The organism is Roseibium sp. (genome assembly GCF_965229775.1).
Classification (GTDB): Bacteria; Pseudomonadota; Alphaproteobacteria; order Rhizobiales; family Stappiaceae; genus Roseibium.
Map to the genome: position 1 here is coordinate 5,864,263 of NZ_OZ245929.1, position 24,185 is coordinate 5,888,447.

23 protein-coding genes are annotated in these 24,185 nt (G+C 60.3%); 4 read left to right on the top strand and 19 right to left on the bottom strand.

Annotation, left to right across the window (positions count from 1 at the left end; translation table 11 throughout):
- The first annotated feature begins 21 nt into the window (after nucleotides 1–21).
- Nucleotides 22–921 carry an NAD(P)-dependent oxidoreductase gene (locus tag ACO07N_RS26750; protein ID WP_421983918.1) on the top strand — a complete coding sequence of 300 codons (900 nt, stop codon included), beginning with the start codon at nucleotides 22–24 and terminating at the stop codon, nucleotides 919–921.
- An 11-nt stretch (nucleotides 922–932) separates the two neighbouring features.
- Complete coding sequence (locus tag ACO07N_RS26755; protein WP_421983919.1) at nucleotides 933–1,865, top strand: DMT family transporter; 933 nt, start codon at nucleotides 933–935, stop codon at nucleotides 1,863–1,865.
- Nucleotides 1,866–2,243: 378 nt separating this feature from the next.
- On the opposite strand, the gene ACO07N_RS26760 is transcribed toward ACO07N_RS26755, so the two are convergent.
- The 14 genes from ACO07N_RS26760 to ACO07N_RS26825 all read right to left on the bottom strand — a co-directional run bounded on the left by ACO07N_RS26760 (nucleotide 2,244) and on the right by ACO07N_RS26825 (nucleotide 18,350).
- The gene (locus ACO07N_RS26760) at nucleotides 2,244–3,728 is read right to left on the bottom strand and encodes a hypothetical protein (RefSeq protein WP_421983920.1); all 1,485 of its coding nucleotides are present in this window, start codon (nucleotides 3,726–3,728) and stop codon (nucleotides 2,244–2,246) included.
- Between the two features lie 492 nt (nucleotides 3,729–4,220).
- Nucleotides 4,221–5,144 (bottom strand): SMP-30/gluconolactonase/LRE family protein, encoded by a 924-nt coding sequence (locus ACO07N_RS26765; protein WP_421983921.1) that lies wholly within the window; start codon nucleotides 5,142–5,144, stop codon nucleotides 4,221–4,223.
- Nucleotides 5,144–5,887 (bottom strand): cytochrome b561 domain-containing protein, encoded by a 744-nt coding sequence (locus tag ACO07N_RS26770; RefSeq protein WP_421983922.1) that lies wholly within the window; start codon nucleotides 5,885–5,887, stop codon nucleotides 5,144–5,146. Before ACO07N_RS26770 ends, ACO07N_RS26765 begins: the two co-directional genes overlap by 1 nt.
- Nucleotides 5,884–6,756: a carbohydrate ABC transporter permease gene (locus ACO07N_RS26775; RefSeq protein WP_421983923.1), complete on the bottom strand. Its 873-nt coding sequence runs from the start codon at nucleotides 6,754–6,756 to the stop codon at nucleotides 5,884–5,886. Before ACO07N_RS26775 ends, ACO07N_RS26770 begins: the two co-directional genes overlap by 4 nt.
- Nucleotides 6,756–7,679 carry a carbohydrate ABC transporter permease gene (locus tag ACO07N_RS26780; protein WP_421983924.1) on the bottom strand — a complete coding sequence of 308 codons (924 nt, stop codon included), beginning with the start codon at nucleotides 7,677–7,679 and terminating at the stop codon, nucleotides 6,756–6,758. The genes ACO07N_RS26775 and ACO07N_RS26780 overlap by 1 nt, the downstream gene beginning before the upstream one ends.
- 64 nt (nucleotides 7,680–7,743) lie before the next feature.
- Entirely contained in the window at nucleotides 7,744–9,075 is a 1,332-nt protein-coding gene (locus ACO07N_RS26785) for an extracellular solute-binding protein (protein ID WP_306144647.1), read from the bottom strand.
- Between the two features lie 29 nt (nucleotides 9,076–9,104).
- Nucleotides 9,105–10,196: an ABC transporter ATP-binding protein gene (locus tag ACO07N_RS26790; protein WP_421983925.1), complete on the bottom strand. Its 1,092-nt coding sequence runs from the start codon at nucleotides 10,194–10,196 to the stop codon at nucleotides 9,105–9,107.
- Nucleotides 10,197–10,344: 148 nt separating this feature from the next.
- The gene (locus tag ACO07N_RS26795) at nucleotides 10,345–11,376 is read right to left on the bottom strand and encodes a LacI family DNA-binding transcriptional regulator (protein WP_421983926.1); all 1,032 of its coding nucleotides are present in this window, start codon (nucleotides 11,374–11,376) and stop codon (nucleotides 10,345–10,347) included.
- A 140-nt stretch (nucleotides 11,377–11,516) separates the two neighbouring features.
- Nucleotides 11,517–12,653: a substrate-binding domain-containing protein gene (locus ACO07N_RS26800; RefSeq protein ID WP_421983927.1), complete on the bottom strand. Its 1,137-nt coding sequence runs from the start codon at nucleotides 12,651–12,653 to the stop codon at nucleotides 11,517–11,519.
- 40 nt (nucleotides 12,654–12,693) lie between these two features.
- Nucleotides 12,694–13,821 (bottom strand): ABC transporter permease, encoded by a 1,128-nt coding sequence (locus tag ACO07N_RS26805; protein ID WP_421983928.1) that lies wholly within the window; start codon nucleotides 13,819–13,821, stop codon nucleotides 12,694–12,696.
- Between the two features lie 10 nt (nucleotides 13,822–13,831).
- Nucleotides 13,832–14,605: an ATP-binding cassette domain-containing protein gene (locus ACO07N_RS26810; RefSeq protein WP_319382999.1), complete on the bottom strand. Its 774-nt coding sequence runs from the start codon at nucleotides 14,603–14,605 to the stop codon at nucleotides 13,832–13,834.
- A 130-nt stretch (nucleotides 14,606–14,735) separates the two neighbouring features.
- On the bottom strand, nucleotides 14,736–15,785 hold the full coding sequence (locus tag ACO07N_RS26815; RefSeq protein WP_421983929.1) for a substrate-binding domain-containing protein: 1,050 nt from the start codon (nucleotides 15,783–15,785) through the stop codon (nucleotides 14,736–14,738).
- Between the two features lie 23 nt (nucleotides 15,786–15,808).
- Nucleotides 15,809–16,831, bottom strand: coding sequence for an ABC transporter permease (locus ACO07N_RS26820; protein ID WP_421983930.1), 1,023 nt, complete (start codon nucleotides 16,829–16,831; stop codon nucleotides 15,809–15,811).
- A 10-nt stretch (nucleotides 16,832–16,841) separates the two neighbouring features.
- Nucleotides 16,842–18,350 carry a sugar ABC transporter ATP-binding protein gene (locus ACO07N_RS26825; protein WP_421983931.1) on the bottom strand — a complete coding sequence of 503 codons (1,509 nt, stop codon included), beginning with the start codon at nucleotides 18,348–18,350 and terminating at the stop codon, nucleotides 16,842–16,844.
- A 171-nt stretch (nucleotides 18,351–18,521) separates the two neighbouring features.
- Between ACO07N_RS26825 and ACO07N_RS26830 the strand changes: the two genes are divergently transcribed.
- Nucleotides 18,522–19,511 (top strand): LacI family DNA-binding transcriptional regulator, encoded by a 990-nt coding sequence (locus tag ACO07N_RS26830; protein ID WP_421984494.1) that lies wholly within the window; start codon nucleotides 18,522–18,524, stop codon nucleotides 19,509–19,511.
- 20 nt (nucleotides 19,512–19,531) lie between these two features.
- Here the strand turns inward: ACO07N_RS26830 and ACO07N_RS26835 are convergent, their stop codons facing one another.
- The 5 genes from ACO07N_RS26835 to ACO07N_RS26855 all read right to left on the bottom strand — a co-directional run bounded on the left by ACO07N_RS26835 (nucleotide 19,532) and on the right by ACO07N_RS26855 (nucleotide 23,154).
- Complete coding sequence (locus ACO07N_RS26835) at nucleotides 19,532–20,548, bottom strand: LacI family DNA-binding transcriptional regulator (RefSeq protein ID WP_421983932.1); 1,017 nt, start codon at nucleotides 20,546–20,548, stop codon at nucleotides 19,532–19,534.
- Nucleotides 20,549–20,673: 125 nt separating this feature from the next.
- Complete coding sequence (locus tag ACO07N_RS26840; protein WP_421983933.1) at nucleotides 20,674–21,006, bottom strand: hypothetical protein; 333 nt, start codon at nucleotides 21,004–21,006, stop codon at nucleotides 20,674–20,676.
- Nucleotides 21,003–21,890: an NAD(P)-dependent oxidoreductase gene (locus ACO07N_RS26845; RefSeq protein ID WP_421983934.1), complete on the bottom strand. Its 888-nt coding sequence runs from the start codon at nucleotides 21,888–21,890 to the stop codon at nucleotides 21,003–21,005. The genes ACO07N_RS26840 and ACO07N_RS26845 overlap by 4 nt, the downstream gene beginning before the upstream one ends.
- Nucleotides 21,887–22,369 (bottom strand): gluconokinase, encoded by a 483-nt coding sequence (locus tag ACO07N_RS26850; RefSeq protein ID WP_421984495.1) that lies wholly within the window; start codon nucleotides 22,367–22,369, stop codon nucleotides 21,887–21,889. The genes ACO07N_RS26845 and ACO07N_RS26850 overlap by 4 nt, the downstream gene beginning before the upstream one ends.
- Before the next feature lie 17 nt (nucleotides 22,370–22,386).
- Nucleotides 22,387–23,154: an SDR family oxidoreductase gene (locus tag ACO07N_RS26855; protein ID WP_421983935.1), complete on the bottom strand. Its 768-nt coding sequence runs from the start codon at nucleotides 23,152–23,154 to the stop codon at nucleotides 22,387–22,389.
- An 82-nt stretch (nucleotides 23,155–23,236) separates the two neighbouring features.
- Between ACO07N_RS26855 and ACO07N_RS26860 the strand changes: the two genes are divergently transcribed.
- Entirely contained in the window at nucleotides 23,237–24,184 is a 948-nt protein-coding gene (locus ACO07N_RS26860) for a 2-hydroxyacid dehydrogenase (protein ID WP_421983936.1), read from the top strand.
- The last annotated feature ends 1 nt before the right edge of the window (nucleotide 24,185 follow it).

The window sequence follows — 24,185 nt, forward strand, 5'->3', positions numbered from 1 at the left end:
TTTATGAATTGAGGAACGATCATGAGCAAACCGAAGATTGGCTTTATCGGCATCGGTCTGATGGGCGCTGCCATGTGCAACCGCCTTCTCGACCAGGGCTATGAACTGACAATTGTCGCCAACCGGTCGCGCGAGCGGGTGGACGCGCTTGTCGGCCGTGGTGCAGGTGAAGTGAAATCCGCACGTGAGGTGGCAGAGGCCAGCGATGTCGTCATGCTCTGCGTCGACACGTCCGTCTCGGTGGAAAGCCGGATGTACGGTCCGGAAGGCGTGATCGCCGGGCTGACGCCGGGCAAGATCGTGATCGACTTCGGCACCTCCCTGCCCGCGTCCACGAAAACGATCGGCGCAGCCGTCGCCGAAGCCGGTTCGACCTACCTAGACTGCCCGATCGGGCGCACGCCCTCCCATGCCCTGGAAGGCAAGCTCAACCTCATGTGTTCCGGAGACGCGGCCGCTTATGCGCGCGTGGAAGCGGTTCTGAACGACCTGGGCGAAAATGTCTTCCACCTCGGTGCACTCGGCACCGGTCACACGATCAAGCTGATCAACAACTTCTTTGCCCAGGCGGTCGCGAACGGCATGTCGGAGGCCTTTGCCATGGCGGACAAGGCGGGTGTCGACCGTCAGAAGGTCTATGACGTGATGGCGGCCGGTCCTCTGCATTCCGGCATGATGGATTTCGTCAAGGCCTACGCGATCGACAACGATCCCAACAAGCTCGCCTTCTCGATCCGCAATGCGCGCAAGGATGTCGGCTACTACACGGATATGGCCGAAAGCCTTGGCGTGGAGTCGATCATGGCGGCGGGAGCCAAGAAGGCGCTCGACCTCTCCATTGAAGCCGGCAGGGGCGACGAGTTCGTTCCCTTGCAGGTCGACTTCTTCGTGGACCACTTCAAGGCGGGCAACAAGGACTAAGCCGGTAGGGCATGGCGCGATTTGCTTCAAGGACCGTCGAAGACAAGCCGTTTCTCGGCATCGTCCTGATCCTCGTCGCCTATCTCACCTTTGCCTTCATCGACACGGGCTCGAAATGGCTGGGCGTCCTGGGTCTGGGCGCCCTGCAACTCTCGTTCATGCGCTATTTCGGCCATTTCATGATTTCACTCGGCCTGTTCGCCGCAAGTGATTTCGACTTCCGGCAATTGCGCTGCGAGCGGATCTGGCTGGTGCTCCTGCGCGGCGCGCTCCTGACCGGATCGACGGTCTTCAATTTCGCGGCCCTGCGCTACCTGCCGCTGACGCTCACGTCGACCATCCTGTTCTCGTCACCAATCATGATCTGCGTCCTGTCCTGGCCCTTGCTGCGCGAGCGCGTCGGGCTGCTCCGCTGGTCCGCCGTCGCGCTCGGGTTCGCAGGTGTCGCCGTCGCCATTCGGCCGTTCGACGAGGACTTTCACTTTGCCGTCCTGCTGTCACTGGCCGCCGCGTTCAGCTTTGCCCTTTATTCCATCCTGACCCGGAAACTGGCAGGCGTCGTCTCGCCGGACACGATGCAGTTCTACACCGGGTTTGTCGGAACCTTCGCGCTGGTGCCGTTTGCAATTCTCGAATGGCAGAACCCCTCGACCGGATTTCAATGGTGCGTTCTGGTCGGGCTGGGCATCCTGGGATGGCTCGGGCACCAGTTCCTGACCAACGCGATGAGCTTCGCGCCGGCCAATCTTCTCATGCCCTTCGGCTACGTTTTTATCCTGTATCTGACTGTCGCGAGCTATCTCGTCTTCGATCAGCTGCCAGATCAGTGGACGGTCATCGGCGCGGCCATCATCGTCGCCTCGGGGCTGATCATCTTCTACCGGGAACGTGTTCTCTACGCACGCCGGCTCAAGGCGGCCCGGCCCGGTGGGCCAGACGTTTAGGGCGGTGAATTTGAAGTTCGCATCATTGCTCCAGCAGTCTCCGAAGCGAACTTCAGATACCAAAACCGCGCTAGAAACGGATACTCTAGGTGATGGGCACATAAATGAGGCCGAAATGGTTTGAGGCGGATTGCTTCTCCTCTAGGAGCGGAAGCGCAGGAAATGTGGGTCATTTTCAAGCCTTTCGCGACGCCGAGGAGGCGCAATCCGGTCAAATCCGAAGGACATGGAAATGGCTTCACCCCGTGGCGTCAGCGTGCTTGACCGGGCAGGAAGCCCGCTCCGCGCACCCTTCCTGACGGGATTTCGCCATTTCGCATGCCATTTCAGTCTCATTTATGGGTCCATCACCTAGGTTGGCGACGCAAAACACCACTGTCAAAAGTGTGTCCAGATGCCGTTATCCGCCTGTGAGATTTTCCGGACTGCACTGTGCCCGTCTGCCTTGAGCCAGTGGTTAGCCAAATCGAGGAGCAGGCCATCCACATTGCTCATCGCAGCATGCAGCTTGACAAGCTGTTGCGAGACACCGGGCTTGCCCAGTTCGTCCGCCATTTTGCGGGCGTCCGCTTCGGTGATCGGAATGCCCGCCTTCGCGAAGGACGTGGTCAGCGAGTTCACGATCTCCTGCACATTTCTCGCAGTTCCAGTGGCTGCAACGAGCGGCAAGGTGGTTGCGAGCACTATTCCCAGAACCTTCAACGTGGCCGTGACGGTGACCTCTTCCGCCGCGCCAAGCCCCCCCATCATCTTGCCCATGAACATGGCGACATGCTGGGCGGTGAAGCCTTGGGGTACCGACGAAAGAGCGGTCGAAAACGCCGTGCCGAGACCTCGAAGAAGGTGGGTCCAGAAGTTCGGACATTTGTCTTTCAAGAACTTGAAGCCCTCAACGATATCCGGCATCACCGCGGCGACGCTTTTCACCTGCTTTTCTCTGGTCTTGTAGAAGACAAGGCCCTTGGTAAAGACAATGATCGCCGTCACGGCAAGACCTGGCGTTCCGATGATCGTCGTACCGAAGCCCATGACAAAGGCCCCCATGGCGTTGCTGGCCGGTTTCACTGCCCGTGTCTGGTTGTTGATCTCTCTGAAAAGACCTGACGATTCCAGGTTTACGATGAAGTCGAGCCCACGGCTGGCGTAAAGCGTGTTGCCGCGGATCCAGAATACCTTGCCGGTATCGCCGCCGGTTTGACCCACAATCACCTGTTTGAGTTTAAGATCGACCGTGCCTTTCGGAACGGCGTAGCTGCCGCCGATAAGGCCGGTCGTGGATCCCCGTACGTCTTGGAGCCAAGAGAGATTCCCCTGAGCGACCCGAAGCGCCTCCGCCCCCTTGGCAACAACGAGATGTCCCTCCTTATCGCGGTAGGGTTTGTTCTTGGGAACCACCACTTTCGGCACGCTCCCGTTGCCTCTGCCACCGTTGGCCTGGGGGCTGCCCTTGCTCCCGCCCGAGCCATGACCGGTTGATCCGCCGCCCGCCGCCCGTCCACCGGCCTCGGTATTCCCCTTTGCCGCATTCGCCTTTTTCGGCAATGTGGGGATGTATTGCTGGGGGTCATGACTCGGATCGGTCCAACGCCATGCCGCAGCCGATGTCGGATTGTTCAACCCGCGTTCCGTACGCCCGCCTGGATCCACCCGTGCGTCGGGCCGACTGAAGCCCAGCGCGACGGCCTGAAAGTCGGCGATCATCCCCTGGGTCAAGGGCCCTGCGATCCCGTCAACGGAAAGCGGCTCACCAATGCGGGGCATCAATTCATTGATACGCATTTGAATGGCCATGACGTCGGCCTTCTGGTTTTTGCCGCTGAGGCCTACAGATTTCTCAATGCTTAAAGTAAATGTGATGATCATGGGCAAGGCGCAGCTGGATCAACTACCTGAGTAGCCACCAGAATTTTACAGATTCTGAATCCAGTAGCGACTGGTTGCCTAGCATTCCAATGTAAATTGATCCGAGCTGAAGAAAGAGTCCGTGCTGTCATAGGAAAATTTCCTTCGCTTATTCTGATCACCTGATCACAACAGCTTCTGGTCGACAAGCTATGGATAAGCATAGGTCTGCAAACGCTTACGTCCGGCATGGACGCCATTACCGGATCCATCAAAGCAAGCGGCTTATCGGCCTCAGGAACCTGAGAAAACTAATTTGAAACAAGGTTTTATCAGAACTGCCCGATCAGAAACCATGAGACAGTTCGGCGAAATCGCCTGAGGAGGTTTTCTGGTACATCGTAGCCCGCCAAGTGCGCGAAGATGAGACAGAAATCCGGACCACAAGATCCGGCCAAAAAGCGCGTAAAAGGAGCCAAACTTCAGATTCAGGTGACTAGCAGGGCTTCCCGTTCACTTCACCCCGTTCACGTTCAGATAGACCGAATAGAGCGAACTCGTGCCCGCGATGAACAGCCGGTTGAGTTTCGGGCCGCCGAAACAGACATTGCCGACCATCTCCGGAATGCGCACCTTCCCGATCAGAACGCCATCTGCGTTGAGGCAATGAACGCCGTCGGCGGCCGAACTCCAGATGCGGCCGTCCCGGTCGAGACGGAACCCGTCGAAAATGCCGGCCGAGCAGGACGCGAACACACCACGGTCTTCCAGTGACTTGCCGTCGCTCCCGACCTTGAACTTTTCGATATGCGCCGGTCCGTCCGCGTCATGCGTGATGCCCGTGTCGGAGACGAACAGCCATTCCTCGTCCCCGGAGAAAGCAAGACCGTTGGGTTTGAAGAATCCGTCGGCGACAAGCTCCACGGCGCCGCTATCCGGGTCCACGCGATAGACATTGCAGCTGCCGATCTCGCTGTCCGCGCGGTCGCCCTCGTAGTCCATCAGGATCCCGTAGGACGGGTCCGTGAACCAGACGGAGCCGTCCGACTTGACGACGACATCGTTCGGTGAATTCAGCCGCTTGCCCTCCCAGTGCGAAGCAAGGACGCTGATCGAGCCGTCGTGCTCGGTCCGCGTCACGCACCGTGTCAGGTGCTCGCAGGTCACGAGCCTGCCCTGCGTGTCCACCGTGTTGCCGTTGGCATTGCTGGACGGGCGCCTGAACTCCGAGACCGATCCGTCGGTTTCGTCCCATCGCAGGATGCGGTTGTTGGGAATGTCGGACCAGACGAGGTAGCGGCCCGCCGGAAACCAGGCAGGACCCTCGGACCAGCGCGCCCCCGACCAAAGGCGCTCGACCCGCACATGCCCCACGAAACAGCCTTCAAATTCCGGTTCTATGACTTCGAAACCGGTTCCTTCCAAAACGCCAAACATCATGTTTCCCGTTGCTTATCAAATGCCTGTTGCGGGAAGTCGGGCCGCCGGGTCCCCCATCCCTGTTGTTTCATTCTGTTTCCCGGATGCCCCGGGTCCGGCCCCCAGATGGCCTGATACGTATCGACCGCGCAGCCGAGCCGCTGGAGATAGACCGACGCGGCAATCAGAATGCCCCACCAGCAGACCAGGCTGAGCCACATCCAGTTGGGGGCGTTTGCCGTCCAAAGACCGCTCGCGATCGCACCGATCATAAGAATGAGGGCAAGGTAACCGCAACCCTTGTGAACCGCCTCGAAAATCAGCCGGTGCCGCGTCATATCGTAGTGATCGCCGTGCAGAGAACCGTTGGCCTGCCGGTCTGTCGGACCGCCCTTGCTTCCGCGCAGGAGACCGGAAAACGCCTGCACCATCGCCAGCGCCAGCACAGAATAGCCGAAGAGGCGATGAACCAGGGCCGTGCCGGTGTTCTGTGAGGACATCAGGACAAGCGCGAGCCCGGCGGCGGACAGGGCAACAACGAGCGTCTGGGAAACCCAGTGCGTGCGCCACCAGACCTTGCTGTCCAATTCGCGCGGCCAGTCCTGACCGGGCAAAACCTTGAAAAAACGTGCCATCATGATCGCCAGCGGGGCAAGTATGCCCCAGCCGAGGACCATGAACCGGGCATGCCAGGACAAGGCAAGGCCGATTTCATGAGGTCTGGCCGCATCCATCGGGGATATCAGCCACTCCATCATCATCCCTTCACGGCCCCTGCCGTCATGCCGGTGATGATCTGCTTGGAAGCAACGAACGTGAACAGGATCGGCGGGATCGCCAGCAGCATGCCCGTTGCCATGATCACGCCCCAGTTGATGTCGTACTCGGTGATCGAATTCACGATCGTGACGGGCACGGTGCGTGTCGAACGTCCCGACAGGGCGTTTGCCAGAAGAAACTCATTCCAGGCAATCCGGAATGTGAAGATCGCGGCGGCGGCAAGGCCGGGCTGAATGATCGGCAGGACGACCAGAAAGAACACCTGGAACGGATTGGCGCCGTCCATGCGCGCGGCCTCTTCGAGCTGAATCGGCACCTGCACGATGAAACTCTGAAGGATCCAGATCACGAAGGGCAGGTTCATCGCCGTGTAGATCAGGATGATGCCGGCATAGGTCTGGTCGAGGCCGTACTGGAAGGTCCAGATACCGAAGACCGGGACGAGCAGGACAGCGGGCGGAACCATGCGCATGAGCAGCGTCGTCATGGAGACTGCGCCGCGTCCCATGAACTTGAATCGCACGAGCGCGTAGGCTGCCATGCAGCCGATGGTCAGCGTCAGCCCGGTCGAGATCAGCCCGACGATCAGCGAGTTGACCAGCGCACGGCCAAAGGTCGGGTCGCAATAGTCAACATGCTCCGGTTCGTACCAGAGGAAATTGCACAGCACCGTCTCGTAGTTCTTGATCGTCGGCGAGAAGAAGAAGGCCGGCACCGAGGCGTCATAGACGTCGACATTGGTCTTGAACGAGGTTGCCAGCATCAGGGCGATCGGGCCGACACTCATCACCACAAGCGCAACGATGAGGGCATAAAAGGCCGGGTTCTGTTTTTCCGATTGCACGGACATCAGGTGTCGTCCTTTTCGGCGGCTGCGCGTTGGCGGGCGGCACGGGCTTCCTGAACGCGGTTGTACAAGAACATTCCGATGGTCAGCGCCATCAGCAACATGAGCAGCAGGTTCGACATCGCGGCCGCTTCTCCAAGCTCCTGGAACTCCTGCGCCGTCCGGAAAATGCGAAGCGCGAGGATTTCCGTGGAGAGACCCGGGCCACCATTGGTCAGGACCAGGATCACCTCCAGCACCTTGAAGGCATCGATCAGGCGCAGCAGAAGCGTGACGATCAGGACGGGCATCATCAGCGGCAACTTGATCAGAAAGATCTTCTGCCACTCGTTGGCACCGTCGATCTCGGCTGCTTCAAGCGCCGAGCGCGGCAGCGACTGCATCGCGGCAAGCGCCAGGATGAAGATGAACGGCGTCCACTGCCAGACATCGGCAATCACGATCGCGATGAACGACCAGGTGCTGTCGGAGAGCCAGGGTATCCCCTCGAACCCGAAGCTCTTGAGCGTGCGGTTAAAGATGCCGACGGTCGGGTGATACATGTAGCGCCACATCAGACCGACCACGATCGGCGCGATCATCATCGGTAGGATGAAGACGGTGCGAAGCACGGCCATGCCCTTGAGCTTCCGGTCCAGTAGCAAGGCAAGCCCGACACCGAGGATCATTTCAAGCGTCACGACGATCGCGGCAAACCGGATGGTCACCCAGAAGCTCTCCCGGAAGGCATCGTCGTTCCACAGGTTCACGTAATTGCGAAACCCGATGAACTCGGCCTGGCCGATCCGCTGGCTCGGGCTCCAGTCCAGGAAGCTGGCATAGACCATGTATCCGATCGGATAGAGCAGCGCGAAAACCAGGATGATCCCTGCCGGCGCCAGAAACATGTATGGGGTCAGCCGATTGGCCTTGATCGCAACGCTCATTGCGGATCGCTTTCAGTGAGAATCTCTGAGAGCCCCGCGGCAAGGCCGCGGGGCAGCGTCTGGGTTACTGGGTCCAGGTGTAGTACCCGGCATCATCCATCAGCGCCTGCGTGCGCTCGGCGACACCGTCAAGCGACTCCTGAACCGGTGCGTCTTCGGTGATGATCTTGGAGAGCGTCGTGCCGAGATCGGCATTGATCTTGCCCCAGACCGGGATGATCGGACGCCAGTCCGGATCTGCGTTCTTGAGTGCTTCACCAAAGGTTGCCATGTGCGGGAACTTCTCGTTCACGTCCGCGTCGGCATGGGTCGAATAGCGGGACGGGTTGCCGCCGGCCATTGCGATCAGCTTGTCGGCTTTCTTGCTGGTCAGCCATTGCATCAGCAGGAAGGCCGCGTCCTTGTTCTGGGCATTCTTCGGAATACCGATGCCGAAGCCGCCCGTCTGGGAACCGGCTCTCACACCGACGGGATGCGGAGCCCACTCAACCAGGCCGACCACCTTGGACTTGTCGGGATTGTTGACCTGACCGGCAAAGACCGTGGAATCCAGGAACATGGCCGAGTTGCCCTGCAGGAAGGACGCGCCCGCTTCGGCAAAACCGAAGGTCTTGGAACCTTCCGCACCGCAATTGACGATCTTCTTCAGGGCTTCCGCTGCCTGCACGCCTTCCGCGTTGTTGACGATCGGCTTCCACTCGTCATCGAAGATCCGCCCTCCGAGCGGTGCCAGGTGCAAAAGGAACGCATGGCTGGCGTGGTGGCCGGAGGCCGCGCGTGACGCAAGACCACCCATGCCGGGTTCCAGTTCCGGGATCAGGCAGACGAGTTCCAGCAGTTCCTCGTAGGTTTCCGGCACCTTCAGGTCGTGCTTGTCGAAAATGTCCTTCCGGTAGCCGAGGATCGAGGTCTCAGAGCCGAAGGGCAGACCGAACAGCGAACCGGTCGGGCCCGGAAGATAACCCTTCTTGCCGCCGGCAACACCGATATTGGCGACGTAACCGTCAATGAGGTCTTCCGCCTCATAGTTCGGATCGGCCAGTTTCGGGTTCATGAAGAAGCGCGCCAGGTTTTCCAGCTGATCGGCATAGACATAGTCGGCCTTGGAGAACACGACATAGGCGATCAGGTCATAGTCGCCGCGGTTCTTCGTCAGCTCAAGTGTCTGGCGCTCACGCATTTTCAGATATTGCAGCTGGTCGACTTCCACCCGGATCCCGGTTTCCTTCGTAAACTCCGGCAGGACCTTCATCACCGCATCAAAATGCGGGTGCGCGGGGAAATTGACCACAAGCGTCTCGCCGGCAAACTCCTCGTAAGGATTGGCGAGCGCGGCCGTTGCGCCGAGCGCGAGGCCGGCGACGGCACAAACTGTCGTTTTCAGGTATTTCAGCATTCATTCCTCCCTTAGAAGCAAGGTTCAGATCACCTGATGGCAACCTCTGTCTCGCGGTCGAACATGTGTATGCCCTCCCTGTTGACCGCAAATCTCAGTGTTTCGCCCAGGGCAATGGGCGTTTCGGACTTGAGTTCGACCTCGACCTTCTGGCCACCGCAGTCGCACAGGAGAACGGACTGGGCGCCGATGTATTCGGAGACGATCACCTTGAGGTCGATGGATTCATGATCCGGCGCGTCCGGGCTGTAGTGCAGGTCGGACGGACGGATGCCGAGAGTGATGGCATTGGAGGACAGCGATGCGACGGCGGCCGCCTTGTCCTCCGGCAGAACCAGTTCGAAGCCGTTGCCGGAGACGAACGATCGTCCCGAGAGATCCTGGACTTCGGCTTCCAGGAAATTCATCGGCGGCGAGCCGAGAAAACCGGCGACGAATTTGTTCGCAGGCCGCTTGAAGAGCTCTTCCGGGGTGCCCTGCTGCTGGATGTATCCGCCATGCATGACGACGATCCTGTCGCCGAGCGTCATCGCCTCGATCTGGTCATGCGTCACGTAGATCATGTTCTTGCGGACTTTCTGGCGCATGAGCGCCAGCTCGGCACGCATCTGTCCGCGCAGCTTCGCGTCCAGGTTCGACAGGGGTTCGTCGAACAGGAACGTACCCGCATCCCGCGTCAGCGCCCGCCCCATCGCAACGCGCTGCCGCTGCCCGCCGGACAGCTCACCCGGTTTCCGGTGAAGGAAATTCGTCAGCCCGAGCATGTCGGCCACCTTGCCGACTTTCTCGTCGATTTCCTTTTTCGGACGCCGCTGAAGACGCAGCGCGAACGACATGTTCCGGGCGACATTCATGTGCGGATAAAGCGCATAATCCTGAAACACCATCGCCAGATCGCGCGCCTTCGGCTCGAGCTTGCTGACCGGTTTGTCGTCGATGAAGATCTCGCCGTCGCTGACGGTTTCCAGACCGGCGATCATGCGCAACGTGGTGGACTTCCCGCATCCGGACGGGCCGACAAGAACCGTGAACTCGTTCTCCTCCATATCCAGATTGATGCCGTGAAGCACCTCGAAGTTCCCGTATCGCTTCACGAGGTTTTCAAGTCTGATGCGCGGCATTTTTCCTCCCGGGGCACCGAATTGACGATGCAAGCGCTATGTGACCGGTCACATTTCCAATTTGTTACCGGTCACAATATCACATGTGTTATCGGTAACAAGAGAAATTTTGTTAAATTTTCATCTGGATCCGGCGACCGCTTAGCAATCAGGTGCTTTCGCGGAATTCAACCTCGGCTGGAACGAGGATCTGCTGGGCGGGGGTTTCTAGAGATTGATCGGAAACAAGGAGTCTTTTCAGGAGCTTGCCTGTTTCGCGTCCGATCCTGACCGGATCGACAACGACGGTCGACAGCTTGGGAACGGCGAAACGCGACACCTCGAAATTGCCGAAACCGGCTACCGCAATGTCGTCCGGAACCTTGTACCCTTGCGAGATCAGCCGGCTCTGCACACCGAATGCGGCGATGTCGGAGACGCAGAACACGCAATCCGTATCCGGATAGTCCTGGAGGATCTGGCCGGCGGCCTCCGACCCGGCCTCGATCGTCAGGGGCGGAATGCCGTACTGGACCATGCGATGCGCCGATAGACCGGCCTCGCCCATGGCCTTGAGATAGCCGTTCCGCCGGGCGGCCCCGCGTGTCCAGTCGTCCTGGCCCTCCCCCAGAAAAGCGATCCGCTCGTATCCCGACGCGATGAGCCGTTCCGTCATCTGGCGGGCCGCCTCGAAATTGGAGAAACCGACCGTGTGTTCAATCGGGTTCTCGGGCGTTTCCCAGATCTCGATAACGGGAACGTTTGCCTCGCGCATGAGATCGACGGTCCGACGTGTGTGACCGTCATAGGACAGGACGATGGCTTCCGGGCGCCGGCGCAGCATCGTTTCGAGGATCTCTTCCTCGCGTTCGGCGGAATAGTCGGTATGCCCGAGCAGGATCTGCAAACCGATATCTTCAAGCTCTTCCGTAAGCGACTGAACCGTCAGGGCAAAGTGAAGGTTGTTCAATGACGGAAGCAGTGTGGCGACAAAGCCTGACTTGCGTGTTGTCAGACTGCCGGCCATCTGGTCGGGCACATAGTTCATGTCCCGGACCACCTTGAGGATATGTTCCCGCGTCTTCAGGGAAACGGGGCTGTCCTTCCGCAGGGCGCGCGACACGGTCATCCGGGACACGCCTGCAGCCCGGGCGACATCGCGCATCGTGACCGGTCCCTGTTTTCCGCCGTCCCTTGCCAATTGAATTCCCTGTTCGGAGCCTGGGGCTCAAAAGAGTCGCGCTACCGGCGAGGAGTATACCGGTAGCGCAACGTTTTGCACGTCTGATCAATCCGTTAGGTCAGTTTCTGACCGGATCGCCGGCAGAACGTGCGGACTTGCTAGCGCTCAAGCGCACCGACGCCGGAGAAGCGGAAAGCCTCCGTCTGCAACGCATCAAGCTCTTCCGCGCTCAGTTGGTCATGGGCAACGGTGATCCGGCCAAGGAAGACCAGCGGCAGCTCTTCCGCCCTGCCTTCCAGGTCCGCCTTGATGGCTTCAGCCGTTGCCGCGCCGACATCATCGCCCATGCGCATCGGGGTGGCATCCAGCTCGCCGCGGCGGATCGCGTCAAGCTCAAGGCCCGTACCGCCCCATCCGGTCGAGAAGACTTCCTTTTCCTTGCCGACCGCAATCTGCGCTTCGACGCTGCCCATCGCCATCGCGGTGTTCGCGTTGTGGATGATCGTGGCTTCCGGATAGGCCTGCAGGATCAGGCTGGTGCCTTCATATCCGCCCTCGCGCTGATATTCGCCGTAGTGCTCGTAAGCGACCTTCCAGTCGCCCTTTTCCATCACGCAGTCCTTGAAGTCGCCAGAGCGCTGGTTGTCCGTGATGCCGGGAATGCCCCGGTTCATGGCCATGGTGACACCGTTGCCGAGCCGCTCGAGCATGTAGTCGCACATGACCAGGGCACCGGCTGCCGAAGAGAAGTCGAACCAGACGTCCGGCTGGTTCTTCAGATCCTTGAGCGGCGTGTGGAACGCCCAGACATAGGTCCTGAAGTCGTCATTGCCGGCCAGCTTGTCGATGTTGTCGGCCTGGATGGCGAGTTCCGACGGGCCGAAGATGACATAGTCGTAGATATCACCGTCCTGCAGAACCTGGTTCGCATAGGTCGACTGCAGCGAGTGCTCGATCTGACGGCTGGCAAATTCGGTCGTGTTGTACTCGATCCCCAGCTCTTCAAGCCGCTTGGTCAGTGCGAGATAGTTGCGGGCCCAGAAATCGGACGTGTCGGCAGACGGGTAGATCAGTGCGATCTCGACCGGCTTGTCCTGCGTTCCGGAGAACTTCACGCCTTCGCCACCGACAACGGCTTGCAGAGCTTCAAGCTTGCCGTCCGCGTTCACCTCGCCCGGCACCCAGTAGTCCCGGTCGGCATGCCCCGGCAATTCCTTGAGCGGCAGATTTCCCTGTGCAAGGGCACTCGTGCCGGTCAGCAACAGGACGCAAAGTGTAGATTTCAGCAGTTTCATCTCAAATTCCTCCCTTTGATGAAGTCCGCGGTACGGGAACTCAGCCGCTGGCAACCGGAGCGCCGGCAAACAGAGTTCCAATGAGAAGCAGAAGTGCAAGTGCGGCGATCAGACCGCCGGACAGGCGCAGCAGCCTGATGCTTTCCGGCGTCTTCAACGCATCCAGAATGCCCTTGGCACCGTCACGGTCCTTTTTCTGCAGCCAGGTGTAGAGCGCGACCGAAGACACGATCACCACGCCGGATGCGACCGACTGCCAGAAAAACTCGATCCTGAGTGTCACAAGGGCATTGATCATCATGGACAGAAGCAGGACACCGGCCAGCGAGCCGAGCATCGAGGCACGCCCGCCGAAGAGCGACGTCCCGCCGACCACGACGGCGGCGATGACATGCAGGTTGAAGTAGGGTGCGGAGGTCGCCTGTATCGCGTTGAGTTTGCCGGTCAGCATGACGCCGGCAAGCGCTGCACAGGCGCCCATGAGTACGTAGGCATAGATCTTGTAACGGTCGACGGCGATGCCGGTCATCTCGGCAGCTTCCGGATTGGAGCCGATCGCAACGGTGTAGCGGCCGAAATAGGTCTTCTTCAAAAGCCAGTAGCCGAGCGCCATCGTCAGAAGGCCGATCACCACCGGAACCGGAATGAAACCCGGGATCTGGCCGCGGCCGATTTCGGTCATGATTTCCGGGAAGCGCGCCAGCACCAGTCCCTTTGCGATCACGAGGGCAAAGCCTCTGTAGACCAGATCCATGGCAAGCGTGCCGATCAGGTCGGGCACCTTGAACTTGGTGATCACCAGACCGTTGATCAGGCCGAAGATCGCACCGAGCACAAGCGCAATGATGATCGCGACAGGCGCGGAAAATCCGTATTGCTTGATCAGGAACGCCATGATGATCGACGTCAGGGCCGCAACGGAGCCGATCGACAGGTCGATCCCGCGCTGGGTGATGACGAAGGTCATCGCCATGGCCATCGGCATGTAGAGCGCTGCGTCAAGCAGAATGAGATTGAGGTTCGAAAGCCGGAAGTAACGCGCCGGTTCCGCGACCCCCATGAACAGGAGAATGGCGAGGATCATCACCATGGGGCCGATGATCGCCAGGAACGGTTCGATCCTGTCGGAGAACCGCGTCGGTCCGTTTGACTGTGCTGCCGTTGTCATCTCTACCCCCTTATGCCGCTTCTTCCGCGCCCACGATCAGGGCGAGAACGTCCTGCTGCGAGCTTTGCGAAACGTGAACGACACCGGCGCATCTGCCGCGCCTTTGCACATGAACCCGATCCGCGACCTCGAACACGTCGTCGAGCGAATGGGAAATCAGGATGACTGCAAGCCCCTGCGCCTTCAGCGCCTTGATGAGTTTCAGGGTCCGTGCGGTTTCCTGAGGTCCGAGCGCCGCCGTGGGTTCGTCCATCACGAGGACCCTGAGGCCCTCGTGATAGACCGCTCGCGCAATCGCAACCGCCTGCCGCTGGCCTCCCGACAGGCTTGACGTTGGAACATCGAGCGAGCGAAGCCGGACACCGAGACGCTCGAACAGGACACGTTCCGTTTCGGACCGCATCCGCTTGTTGTCGAGCACGGTGATGCCCAGGAAAGAGCGTGTCAGCTCGTTGCCGAGAAACATGTTCGACGCCGGATCGAGATGATCGGCGAGCGCGAGCGTCTGGTAGACGGCATCGATCCCCTCTTCGATCGAATCCGAGTGGCTGTTCATGACGAGTTTCTTCCCGCCCACGAAGATTTCGCCTTCGGTCGGCTGGTAGACGCCCGTGAGAATTTTGATCAGGGTCGACTTGCCCGCGCCGTTGTCGCCGACAATCGCCAGGACCTCTCCTGCATACGCATCGAGATCGACTTGTGTCAGCGCGTGCACACCTCCAAAACGTTTGGAGATATTGCGCATCGTCACCAAGGGATCGGAATTTTGCTCGCCGGAAGACATGTTTCCACTCTGCTTTTGGATAGACCTCTCCCGTTCGCGGGGATCCGCGCCAGGGAGACAGTCCGTTACTCGGTTTCGTTCAGTCAGCAGGTCGCCCGGGGCTGCTCCAGGCGACCTGTTTTGCGAAGACTTACTTGCCCCAGATCTTGGAGTAGGCTTCGCGGTAAGGCGTGTCCGGGTCGAACGCGTTGCTGTCGCCCATCTTCTCCAGACCTGTCTGCGTGACCAGCGCCGGAGACGTCACGTAGCCGGAGCAAGGTTCGCCCTGGACGGCGCGATTGAGTTCATCGACCAGCTGCCATCCCTGGAGATTGAGCGGTTCGGCAACCGTGATCGTCTGGTAGCCGCCGGTGCGGATACGCTGGAATGCGGCTTCGGACCCGTCACCCGCGGAACCCGCCTGGGGCCCGTCCGCTGCCGAGATCCCGGCAGAAGCCAGGGCCGGTCCCATGAAGTCGAAATAAAGATCGTTGATCGCCAGCGCGTGCGTCCAGCTGTCCCCGTATTTCTGCAGGAGGCTGGTTGTCAGCGGTCCCATGCGGGTCGACGTGTCGGCGATCGGCGTATCGACATATTCAAGCACCTTGCCACCGGCCGCCTCGACGGTTTCCTTCAGCCGGTCGGCCTTGTCGATCGCGATCTGGTAGGTGGAATCGGTGAAGATGATGACGCCGATATCCTGGCCGCCGTCCTCGATCGCCCAGTTCGCGGCAACCTCGGACACCGTCATGGCGTCAGTGGAGATGTTCGCGAAAATTCCGCCCGGCGCATCACAGCCGATCTTCGGGCCCGAATGCCAGGCAACCATCGGGATGTTGGCCGAAACAACGCCTTCCAGCGCCGCCTGCTGTTCCACGGCATCGAACCCGTTGATGACGATCCCGTCCGGCTGAAGTGCAAGCGCCTGTCCGATGGCGGCCGTACGCCCCTGGATCGACCCGGCACCGTCAAGAACCCTAACCTCCCAGCCGATTTTCGCCGCGGCTTCCTCGACACCGTTGGTCACGCCGAGGATGCCGCCGTTCTTCAGGTCGGCCGCGACGACGACGACGGTCTTGCCGTCCGCTGCCGCCGGCCCGGTGGTCGGCCCGTCCCAGGCTGTTTCGGCGAATGCCGGCCAGCCGAGGCCTGCGAGCATGGTTGTCGCCAGAACCGTTTTCAGAAAATCGCGTTTTTGCATCGTTTCCTCCCTTTGCAAAAAACCTACTTTTTCGCAGCGCCTTTCCGGCGCTGCGCATAGCCTGCGATGCCGATTGCGATCAGCAGCGTGACACCGTTAAAGAGGGGTTCGACCCAGAAAGAGCCGCCGAATTGCTGGATGCCGGAGATCCCGACGGCCAGGATCGCAACACCGACGACCGTGCCCCAGACATTGACGCGGCCGGGTTTGATCGTTGTCGATCCGAGAAATGCGCCGACAAGTGCCGGCAGAAGAAACTCAAGTCCGACACTCGCCTGACCGATCCTGAGCTTGGACGCCAGCAGGACACCCGCGAGCGCGGTCATCGTGCCTGAGGCCATGAAGGCGCCGATCACGTATTTGCGCGTCGGAATACCGTTGAGCTGCGCCGCGCGCTGGTTCGCGCCGATGGCATAGAGATAGCGGCCGACCGGGGTGTATTCGAGAATCAGCCACATGCACACGGTGATCGCGATCAGGTAGTACCCCGTGATCGGAAGCCCGAAAACGAATGTGGTGCTGAGGGAATAGAACCCGTCGGGCAAGACGCCGACCATCTGGCGGCCTCCGGTGTGCCAGAGCGCGATTGCGTAGAGCACCGTGCCGGTTCCGAGCGTCGCGATGAAGCTGTCGATCTTGGCGACTTCAACCAGGAGACCGTTGAAGAAACCGGTCATGGCGCCGAGCATCAGCACGATCACCACGGCCATTGGCCAGGGAATGCCGAGCAGGGTCTGCAGGCTGATCGCCAGAATGTGCCAGAGCACGATGCCGTAGCCGACGGTCAGGTCGATGCGGCCGGCGGCCATCGGGATCATCGCCCCGAGCGAAAGCAGCGCGATGATGGCCTTGTCGGAAATGATCGCCCTGAGGTTCAGCAGCGTCGGAAAGGTCTTCGGCAAAAGAACCGAGAAGAGAAGGATCAGCAACAGCGTCAGGATGACCAGGCCGTAGACCGGAAGGAAACGCAGCAGCTTGCCGCGGATCGAAAGACCTTCGATTTCCGATTTGGTTGGTTCCAGAGCATTGGATTCAAGTGACTGCATTTTCTATTCCTCAAGCAGCAGCGACGTTGCTGGCCGACGCGGCCTGGATAAGGTTTTCCGTCGACAGCTTGGTCCCTGCCAGCTCGCCGACAATTTTTCCCTGGCTGAAGACGATTGCCCGGTGGCAGATCGTTGCGACTTCCTCGAAGTCCGTCGACACCAGCAGGATGCCGACCCCCTCAAGAAGCGCCTTGTTCAAGAGCGCGTAGATTTCCGCCTTCGCGCCGACATCGACACCGGCGGTCGGATCCTCACAGATCAGCAGCTTCCTCTTGGTCGCCAGCCAGCGCGCGATCACCACTTTCTGCTGATTGCCGCCCGAAAGAGCCTCGATCGCCATGGTCTGATCATTCGGGCTGAGGGCGACTTCCTTGCCGATTTCCTCCGCCATGCGGGTTTCCTCGCCCGGCGACAGGATCGAAAACAGGCCGCGTCCCGTTGCCTCGGGATTGAGAAACGTATTTTCACGGATCGTCAGCGGCATCGCGACGGATTCTTCCGTCCTGTCGCGGGCAACCAGTCCGACGCCGGAATCCAGCGCGGTTTTCGGTGAGCGCAGGTCGGGCGCGCCAACCCCTGCAAGGTCGATCTCGCCGGCATGCTCTCCAAGGCCGTAAAGTGCGCGGGCAACTTCCTCGTGCCCTGCCCCGCGAAGGCCGACCAGCCCGACAAGTTCGTTGCGGTGAAGTGTGAAATCCACCGGACCAGTCGAACGCGTCTTCAGATCGCGGACCGTCAGAACCGGCTCGCCCGGAGCTTCGTTCAGCTTGCTGACCTGCCGGGTTTTCCGCCCGACGATCATGTGCACGAGTTCTTCGGTGGTGGTGTGCTGAATGGCCCGCACACCGACGAGTTCACCGTCACGCAAAACCGCGACGCGATCCGCGATCTGGAAGATCTCGTCTAGGCGGTGGGAAACGTAGATCATGCCGACGCCGCGGTCGCGGAGCGGACGCAGCGCGTCGAAGAGCCGCGCGACCTCGTCGGTCGGCAGCGACGCGGTCGGTTCGTCAAGAACCAGAAAATCGCAGTCGACGGCAAGTGCACGTGCAATGGCAACCAGGGACTTCTCGGTGCGCGACAGATCCTGGACACGCGTTGTCGGGCAAAAATCGCAGCCGACCTTGGCGAGCGCTTCCGCCGCAAAGGTCTCCGCGTCGTTCCACTTGATCAGCCCGAACTGTTTTGAGAACCCGAGCGCGAGCGCCATGTTCTCGGCAACCGTCATCCATTCGATCATGCCGAGATCCTGGTGGATGAACGCGACCGCCTGACGCTGCCCGAAACCGCCCGGCCGGTGCTCGTAGGGTTCGCCGTTGATCAGGACACGTCCTTCATCCGCCTTGTGGATACCGCCAAGTATCTTGATGAGGGTGGATTTGCCCGCGCCGTTCTCACCCAGAAGCGCAACAATCTCGCCCCGATCGATCGAGAGCGAAACATCGCGGACGGCATAGGTGCCGCCAAAGTGTTTCTGAATGCCGTCAAAGAAGAGACGGTTTTTCAAACTGCCTGGCACTGTTTCCTCCCGATCGCTACCTGCCCCCTGACCTCCGCCTTGTTGTCATAACGGAGTTGAGTTACCGGTAACGTAGGACTATCATCCGCCTGTCACATATCGAAGTCAATAAAAAAGTTATCGATAACGTAAAAATTAACGAGACCCGAAATAGCAAGCAAAACCAACAAGATAAGCCTATCGGAGGTCGCCAAGGCGGCAGGCGTGTCAAAAATGACCGCCAGCAGGGTCCTGCGCGAGGAAGGCGGGTATTCGGAAAAGACCCGGGTCAGGGTCATGGCCGAAGTGGAGCGCCTTGGATACCTGCCCAACCGGATCGCGACCGTCTTTGCCGGCGACAAGAGCACGACCTTTGTCGGCGTCAGTATCCCCGACCTCGGCAACGAGGTTTTCACACATGTGCTGGAGGGGATCGACCGCAAGCTTGTCAGCTTCAATCATCAGACGGTTCTCGGCATGACACAGCATGAACTGGGCGAGGAAGAAAACTGGATCGAGACCGTTCTGTCGTGGAAACCGGCCGGCCTGATCCTCACCGGGCGCGCGCACACGCCCCGCGCCGTACAGCTCCTGCAAGGCGCCAACATCCCCCTTGTCGAGATCTGGGACCTCAATTCAAGCCCGATCGACATGAGCGTCGGACTGAACCACTTCGATAGCGGCTACGACATGGGCCGTTTTCTGCTGTCAAAGGGGTATGCGCGCTTCGGATATGTCGGCACGTCCCACGATGCGGCCAATGCCGCGACATCCCGGCTGAACGGCTATGCAAAGGCCATTGAGGACGGCGGCGGAAAACTCACGAGACAGCTTTGCCTGAACGATATTCCCGGGTTCTACCCCGGGTTCTACGGTACGGAACAGCTGCTCTCGTCCGATCCGAATGTCGAGGTCATTTTCTTTCAGAACGACAATATGGCAATTGGTGCGGTCCACTTCTGCCAGGCCCAGGGCATCCGCATTCCGGAAGATATCGGCATTGCCGGGTGGGGCGAGTTGCCGATTGCCTCTGTCCTCCCCTACCGGCTGACGACGGTCCAGGTGAACCATCTGCGCATAGGGCAGCTCGCCGCGGAAAACCTGCTTTTGAAGATATCCGGAGATACCGCCAATGCCGTCAGCGATGTCGGCTTTCGGCTCGTGCCAGGAGACACGGTCTGACGGACCGTCCTGCGCGCGGATCAGGTGCTCGATTCACCGATGCTCAATGAAGGCTCGATGCCGATCCGCACCGGAGCCCCGTCGCCACCGCCCTCACCTCTCAGCAGTTTCCGGATCAGTTCCCCGGTTCTGCGGCCGATTTCCTCCGGACGCGGATTGACCGTCGTCAGCGTCGGCACGCAAATGGACGAAATGTCGTAGGCGCCGAAGCCTGCAACGGCAACGTCTTCGGGAACGTTCACACCCTTGCGGGCACACTCTGTCAGCGCGCCGAAGGCGGACAGGTCCGACACGCAAATCACGGCCTGCGTATCGGGGTATTTCTCAAGGAGAAGCGACATTGCGTCCGCACCTTCGCGCATGGAGATCGGAGGATCGCCCGCACCGATCAGCCGGTCCGCGGACAGGGATCTTTCCTCCATGGCCCGGATAAAACCGCGTCTGCGGTCGGCGCCGCGCGTGTCCCCGTCTGTATCGCCGCCGATGAAGGCAATCCGTTCGCGTCCGCTTGCAACCAGGTGTCCGACCAGGTCATGCATCGTGGCCGCGTTGGAAAACCCGACCACGTGGCCGATCGGGTCTTCCGGCAGATCCCAGGTCTCGATCACCGGAATGTTGGCACGATCGAGCAACCGGCGTGTGCGCTCGGTGTGCCGTCCCCCGGTCAGCACGATCGCTTCGGGCCGCCGCCGCAGGAACTGTTCGACGATGACCTCTTCTTCCTGAATGTCGTAGTTGCTGTATCCCAGAAGGACCTGCAGGTCAGCTTCCTTGAGGACTTCCGACATCGCCCCGACCGTGTCGGCGAAGTTGGCGTTGTTGATGGACGGAATGGCGACGGCCACAAATCCGGTCCTTTGCGAGCGAAACGTCGCCGCGTTGCTGTCGAAGACATAACCGAGGTCTTCGGCAATCTTGAGGATCCGCTTCCGGGTCTCTTCACCCACGGAAGCATGTTGCTTGAAAGCGCGGCTCACCGTCATCACGGACACGCCGGCCTGTTGCGCAACATCCTTCATCGTCACAGCGCGCTGCATTCATCCCTCACACGATTCTTGTTGACCCAAAATACGCAAAACGGGCCCGCCGCCGCAATCGCAGCGAGGGACCCGCCAGGGAGAGACACAGGATTTGGAGTTGCCGGCATGATGCCCGTCCGTCGTTACCCGGTATATTCGTTTGCCTCGGTCACATGATGATGGATGCGCCCGTCGAAGAATTCGGCGACGATTTCACCGGTCACGTCGCGCGACTTGTTTCTGGCGTCGCTTTGCAATGCGCCGGCCATGGCCTCCTTGTCCGGATAGGTGATGGCCAGTATGAGCGGAAACTCGGGCGCTCCCTCGTCCCGCTCTTCACCGAACATCACCCGCACATCACTGTTGCCGGGAAACTGCCGCCAGAGCGGCACGAGCCGCTCGGTGACGGCGGCCCGGAACTCGGGCGTCTTGCCGGATTTGACACTGCCTTCGAACAAGGCGAAACGCGTGATCATTTGAATTGCTCCTTATCGGGGCCCTTGAAAAACTCCATCAGTACGGCCTCGTCTTCGCCCCCAAGACCGGCTGCCGTCAGCATTCGGTGGATCTCCGCGCATAGCGACGTCAGCGGCATGGCCGTGTTGTTGATCCGTGCAAGATCGAGCGCACCGTTGAGGTCCTTCACCATGTTGTCGATCCGGCCGGTGCGGCGGTAGTCGCGTTCCACGTAACGCGGCATGTACTCCTGAAGCAGTGCGCTGTCGGCGCGCCCCCCCTTGAGCGCGGTCGGGATCTTGGCGGCATCGACACCGGCGTCGAGCGCAAGCTGCGTTGCCTCGGCAACGGCGAGGAAGCCGAGCCCGCACAGGACCTGGTTGATCAGCTTGGTCGTCTGACCGGCACCTGAGGGCCCCATATGCGTGTAGTTCGAACTGACATGCCGGAGCACCTTGTGGGCGTCTTTGACGTCCTGCTCGGCGCCGCCGGCCATGAGCGTCAACTCGCCAATCAGTGCCTTGGGCGCTCCGCCGGACAGGGGACTGTCCACCCAGCGGATGCCGCTGGCCGAGGCTTTTTCCGCAAGGGCCTTGGTCGCTTCGGGATCGATCGACGACATGTCGATCACCAGCGTGCCCTCCTTTGCCCCTGCCGCCACGCCGCTATTGCCGAAAACGGCAATGTCGACGATCCGCGCGGAGTTGAGGCTCGTGATGACGAAATCGGACTGCAGGGCCGCATCGGCGGCAGACGAGGCGGCAACCGCCCCTTTTGCGACAAGCACGTCGACTTTCTCCTTGTCGAGATCGAAGACGCACAGCCTGTTTCCCGTTTCCAGAAGACGCGTTCCAATGGCACCGCCCATGGCGCCGGCGCCTATCAAGGCGACGTTTTCACTCATTTTGCTTCCCTTTGAAGTTTCAAAAGCAGCTCTGCAACCACCGCTTCGGGGGCTTGATCGATCGACGCCTTGACCGTCAGTTCATCGGCATCGGGCGGTTCCAGCGTCGCAAGTTGGCTGTCGAGAAGGGCGACCGGCATGAAGTGGCCGTCGCGATGCTTCATACGTTCGCTCAACACCTCACGCGTCCCTTCCAGGTAGAGAAAGGTGACCGGTTTGCCGGCGCTGGCGCGGATGCGCTCGCGGTAGATCCGCTTGAGTGCGGAGCACGCAATCACCATCGGTCCGCGCGCTCGCGCCAGCTGGTCGCCGACCTTGTCCAGCCACGGCGCACGGTCGGCGTCGTTCAGAGGTTCACCCCGGCTCATCTTGGCAATGTTTTCAGCAGGATGCAGATCGTCCCCGTCGAAAAAGTCGGCACCGGCGGCCTCGGCGAACGCTTGTCCGATCTTGCTCTTGCCGCATCCGGACACGCCCATGATCACGTAGACATCGCTCACAGCGACACCGAGATACCACCGTCGACAAAGACCGTGGTTCCGTTGACGAAGGACGACGCGTCCGAAGACAGGAAGATGCAGGTTCCGACGAGTTCCTCCACCTTGCCCCAGCGCCCGGCAGGCGTCCGTTTCTCCAGCCATGCGCTGAATTCCGGGTCATTGACGAGGGCTGCATTCAGCGGTGTGTCGAAATATCCCGGCGCCAGGCCGTTGCACTGCAGGCCGTATTTGGCCCAGTCCGTCGCCATGCCCTTGGTCAGATTGGCCACCGCACCCTTGGTCATCGTATAGGGCGCGATCCCGGGACGGGCGAGCGCGGTCTGGACGGAACAGATGTTGACGATCTTTCCACGTCCGCGCTTGATCATGTGCCGGGCGGCCGCCTGCCCGACATGGAAGACAGAAGCGATATTGGTCTGCAGAAGCCGTTCGAAGGCGTCCGCCGGGAAATCCTCTAGCGGCGTGCGGTGCTGCATACCGGCATTGTTCACCAGGATGTCGATTGCGCCCGTTCCCGCCTCGAAATCGTCGATGGCGTTCCGTGCGGCATCGTGATCGGTCACGTCGAAGGCCAGTTCTGAGACCTTGAAACCTTCCGATTTCAGCGTTTCGGATGCTGTCGCCAGCTTCGCGCTGTCGCGTCCGTTCAGCACGATTTCCGCACCGGCCTGCGCCATGCCGCGGGCGAGCGCAAAACCGATCCCCTGGGACGATCCGGTGATCAATGCCCGTTTGCCGGACAGGTCGAACAAGGCGAGACTCATCTGAATTCCTCTACAGAAACAATTGACACTTTCTTTTGTTATGTTATCGATAACATAACTTGTCAACCCGAGAGTAGCCAAAATGAGCAAGCCAGACATTCTTCAGGTCGGCCCCTACCCCGACTGGGATCAGATCCCGCTGGAAGACGCGTTCAACATGCACAAGTACTTTGAAGCGCCTGACGCTTCCGCCTTCCTGCAAAGCGTCGGCAATTCGATCAGGGGAATCGCGACGCGGGGTGAACTCGGGGCGAATCGCGCCATGATCGAGGCCTGCCCGAACCTCGAGGTCGTTTCCGTCTACGGTGTCGGCTACGACGCCGTAGACCTCGAGGCCTGCCGGGAAAAAGGCATCCGCGTCACCAACACGCCCGATGTCCTGACCAACGATGTTGCCGACCTCGGCGTGGCCATGATGCTGGTGCAGTCGCGCGGCATGATCGGCGCGGAAACCTGGGTCCGGGACGGCAGCTGGCAGGCAAAGGGCCTCTATCCCCTGAAAAGCAGGGTGTGGGGCAAACGCGCCGGCGTTCTCGGTCTGGGCCGCATCGGCTTCGAGGTCGCCAAGAGGCTCGCCGGCTTCGATCTTGAGATCGCCTATTCCGACATCACCGCAAAGGACTATGCACCGGACTGGACGTTCATTGCAGATCCCGTCGAACTCGCCAAGCGGTCGGATTTCCTGTTCGTGACGCTGGCGGCATCCGCGCAGACACGCCACATCGTCAACCGCGAGGTCATCGAGGCCGTCGGCCCAGACGGCATGATCATCAACATCAGCCGGGCATCCAACATCGATGAGGCTGCACTGCTGGATGCGCTGGAAAACAAGAACCTGGGCGCAGCTGCGCTGGACGTCTTCGAGGGTGAACCCGCTCTCAATCCGCGCTTTCTGGAACTGGACAACGTGCTTCTGCAGCCGCACCATGCATCTGGAACCGTGGAGACCCGCAAGGCCATGGGCAAGCTGGTCCGCGACAATCTCAAGGCACATTTTGCAGGTGAGGACCTGCTGACCCCGGTTCTGTGAG

Coding starts and splice junctions, on each gene's coding strand:
- ACO07N_RS26750 (WP_421983918.1), top strand. CDS start 22: ATGAGCAAACCGAAGATTGGCTTTATCGGCATCGGTCTGATGGGCGCT.
- ACO07N_RS26755 (WP_421983919.1), top strand. CDS start 933: ATGGCGCGATTTGCTTCAAGGACCGTCGAAGACAAGCCGTTTCTCGGC.
- ACO07N_RS26760 (WP_421983920.1), bottom strand. CDS start 3,728: ATGATCATCACATTTACTTTAAGCATTGAGAAATCTGTAGGCCTCAGC.
- ACO07N_RS26765 (WP_421983921.1), bottom strand. CDS start 5,144: ATGTTTGGCGTTTTGGAAGGAACCGGTTTCGAAGTCATAGAACCGGAA.
- ACO07N_RS26770 (WP_421983922.1), bottom strand. CDS start 5,887: ATGATGATGGAGTGGCTGATATCCCCGATGGATGCGGCCAGACCTCAT.
- ACO07N_RS26775 (WP_421983923.1), bottom strand. CDS start 6,756: ATGTCCGTGCAATCGGAAAAACAGAACCCGGCCTTTTATGCCCTCATC.
- ACO07N_RS26780 (WP_421983924.1), bottom strand. CDS start 7,679: ATGAGCGTTGCGATCAAGGCCAATCGGCTGACCCCATACATGTTTCTG.
- ACO07N_RS26785 (WP_306144647.1), bottom strand. CDS start 9,075: ATGCTGAAATACCTGAAAACGACAGTTTGTGCCGTCGCCGGCCTCGCG.
- ACO07N_RS26790 (WP_421983925.1), bottom strand. CDS start 10,196: ATGCCGCGCATCAGACTTGAAAACCTCGTGAAGCGATACGGGAACTTC.
- ACO07N_RS26800 (WP_421983927.1), bottom strand. CDS start 12,653: ATGAAACTGCTGAAATCTACACTTTGCGTCCTGTTGCTGACCGGCACG.
- ACO07N_RS26805 (WP_421983928.1), bottom strand. CDS start 13,821: ATGACAACGGCAGCACAGTCAAACGGACCGACGCGGTTCTCCGACAGG.
- ACO07N_RS26810 (WP_319382999.1), bottom strand. CDS start 14,605: ATGTCTTCCGGCGAGCAAAATTCCGATCCCTTGGTGACGATGCGCAAT.
- ACO07N_RS26815 (WP_421983929.1), bottom strand. CDS start 15,785: ATGCAAAAACGCGATTTTCTGAAAACGGTTCTGGCGACAACCATGCTC.
- ACO07N_RS26820 (WP_421983930.1), bottom strand. CDS start 16,831: ATGCAGTCACTTGAATCCAATGCTCTGGAACCAACCAAATCGGAAATC.
- ACO07N_RS26835 (WP_421983932.1), bottom strand. CDS start 20,548: ATGCAGCGCGCTGTGACGATGAAGGATGTTGCGCAACAGGCCGGCGTG.
- ACO07N_RS26840 (WP_421983933.1), bottom strand. CDS start 21,006: ATGATCACGCGTTTCGCCTTGTTCGAAGGCAGTGTCAAATCCGGCAAG.
- ACO07N_RS26845 (WP_421983934.1), bottom strand. CDS start 21,890: ATGAGTGAAAACGTCGCCTTGATAGGCGCCGGCGCCATGGGCGGTGCC.
- ACO07N_RS26850 (WP_421984495.1), bottom strand. CDS start 22,369: ATGGGCGTGTCCGGATGCGGCAAGAGCAAGATCGGACAAGCGTTCGCC.
- ACO07N_RS26855 (WP_421983935.1), bottom strand. CDS start 23,154: ATGAGTCTCGCCTTGTTCGACCTGTCCGGCAAACGGGCATTGATCACC.
- ACO07N_RS26860 (WP_421983936.1), top strand. CDS start 23,237: ATGAGCAAGCCAGACATTCTTCAGGTCGGCCCCTACCCCGACTGGGAT.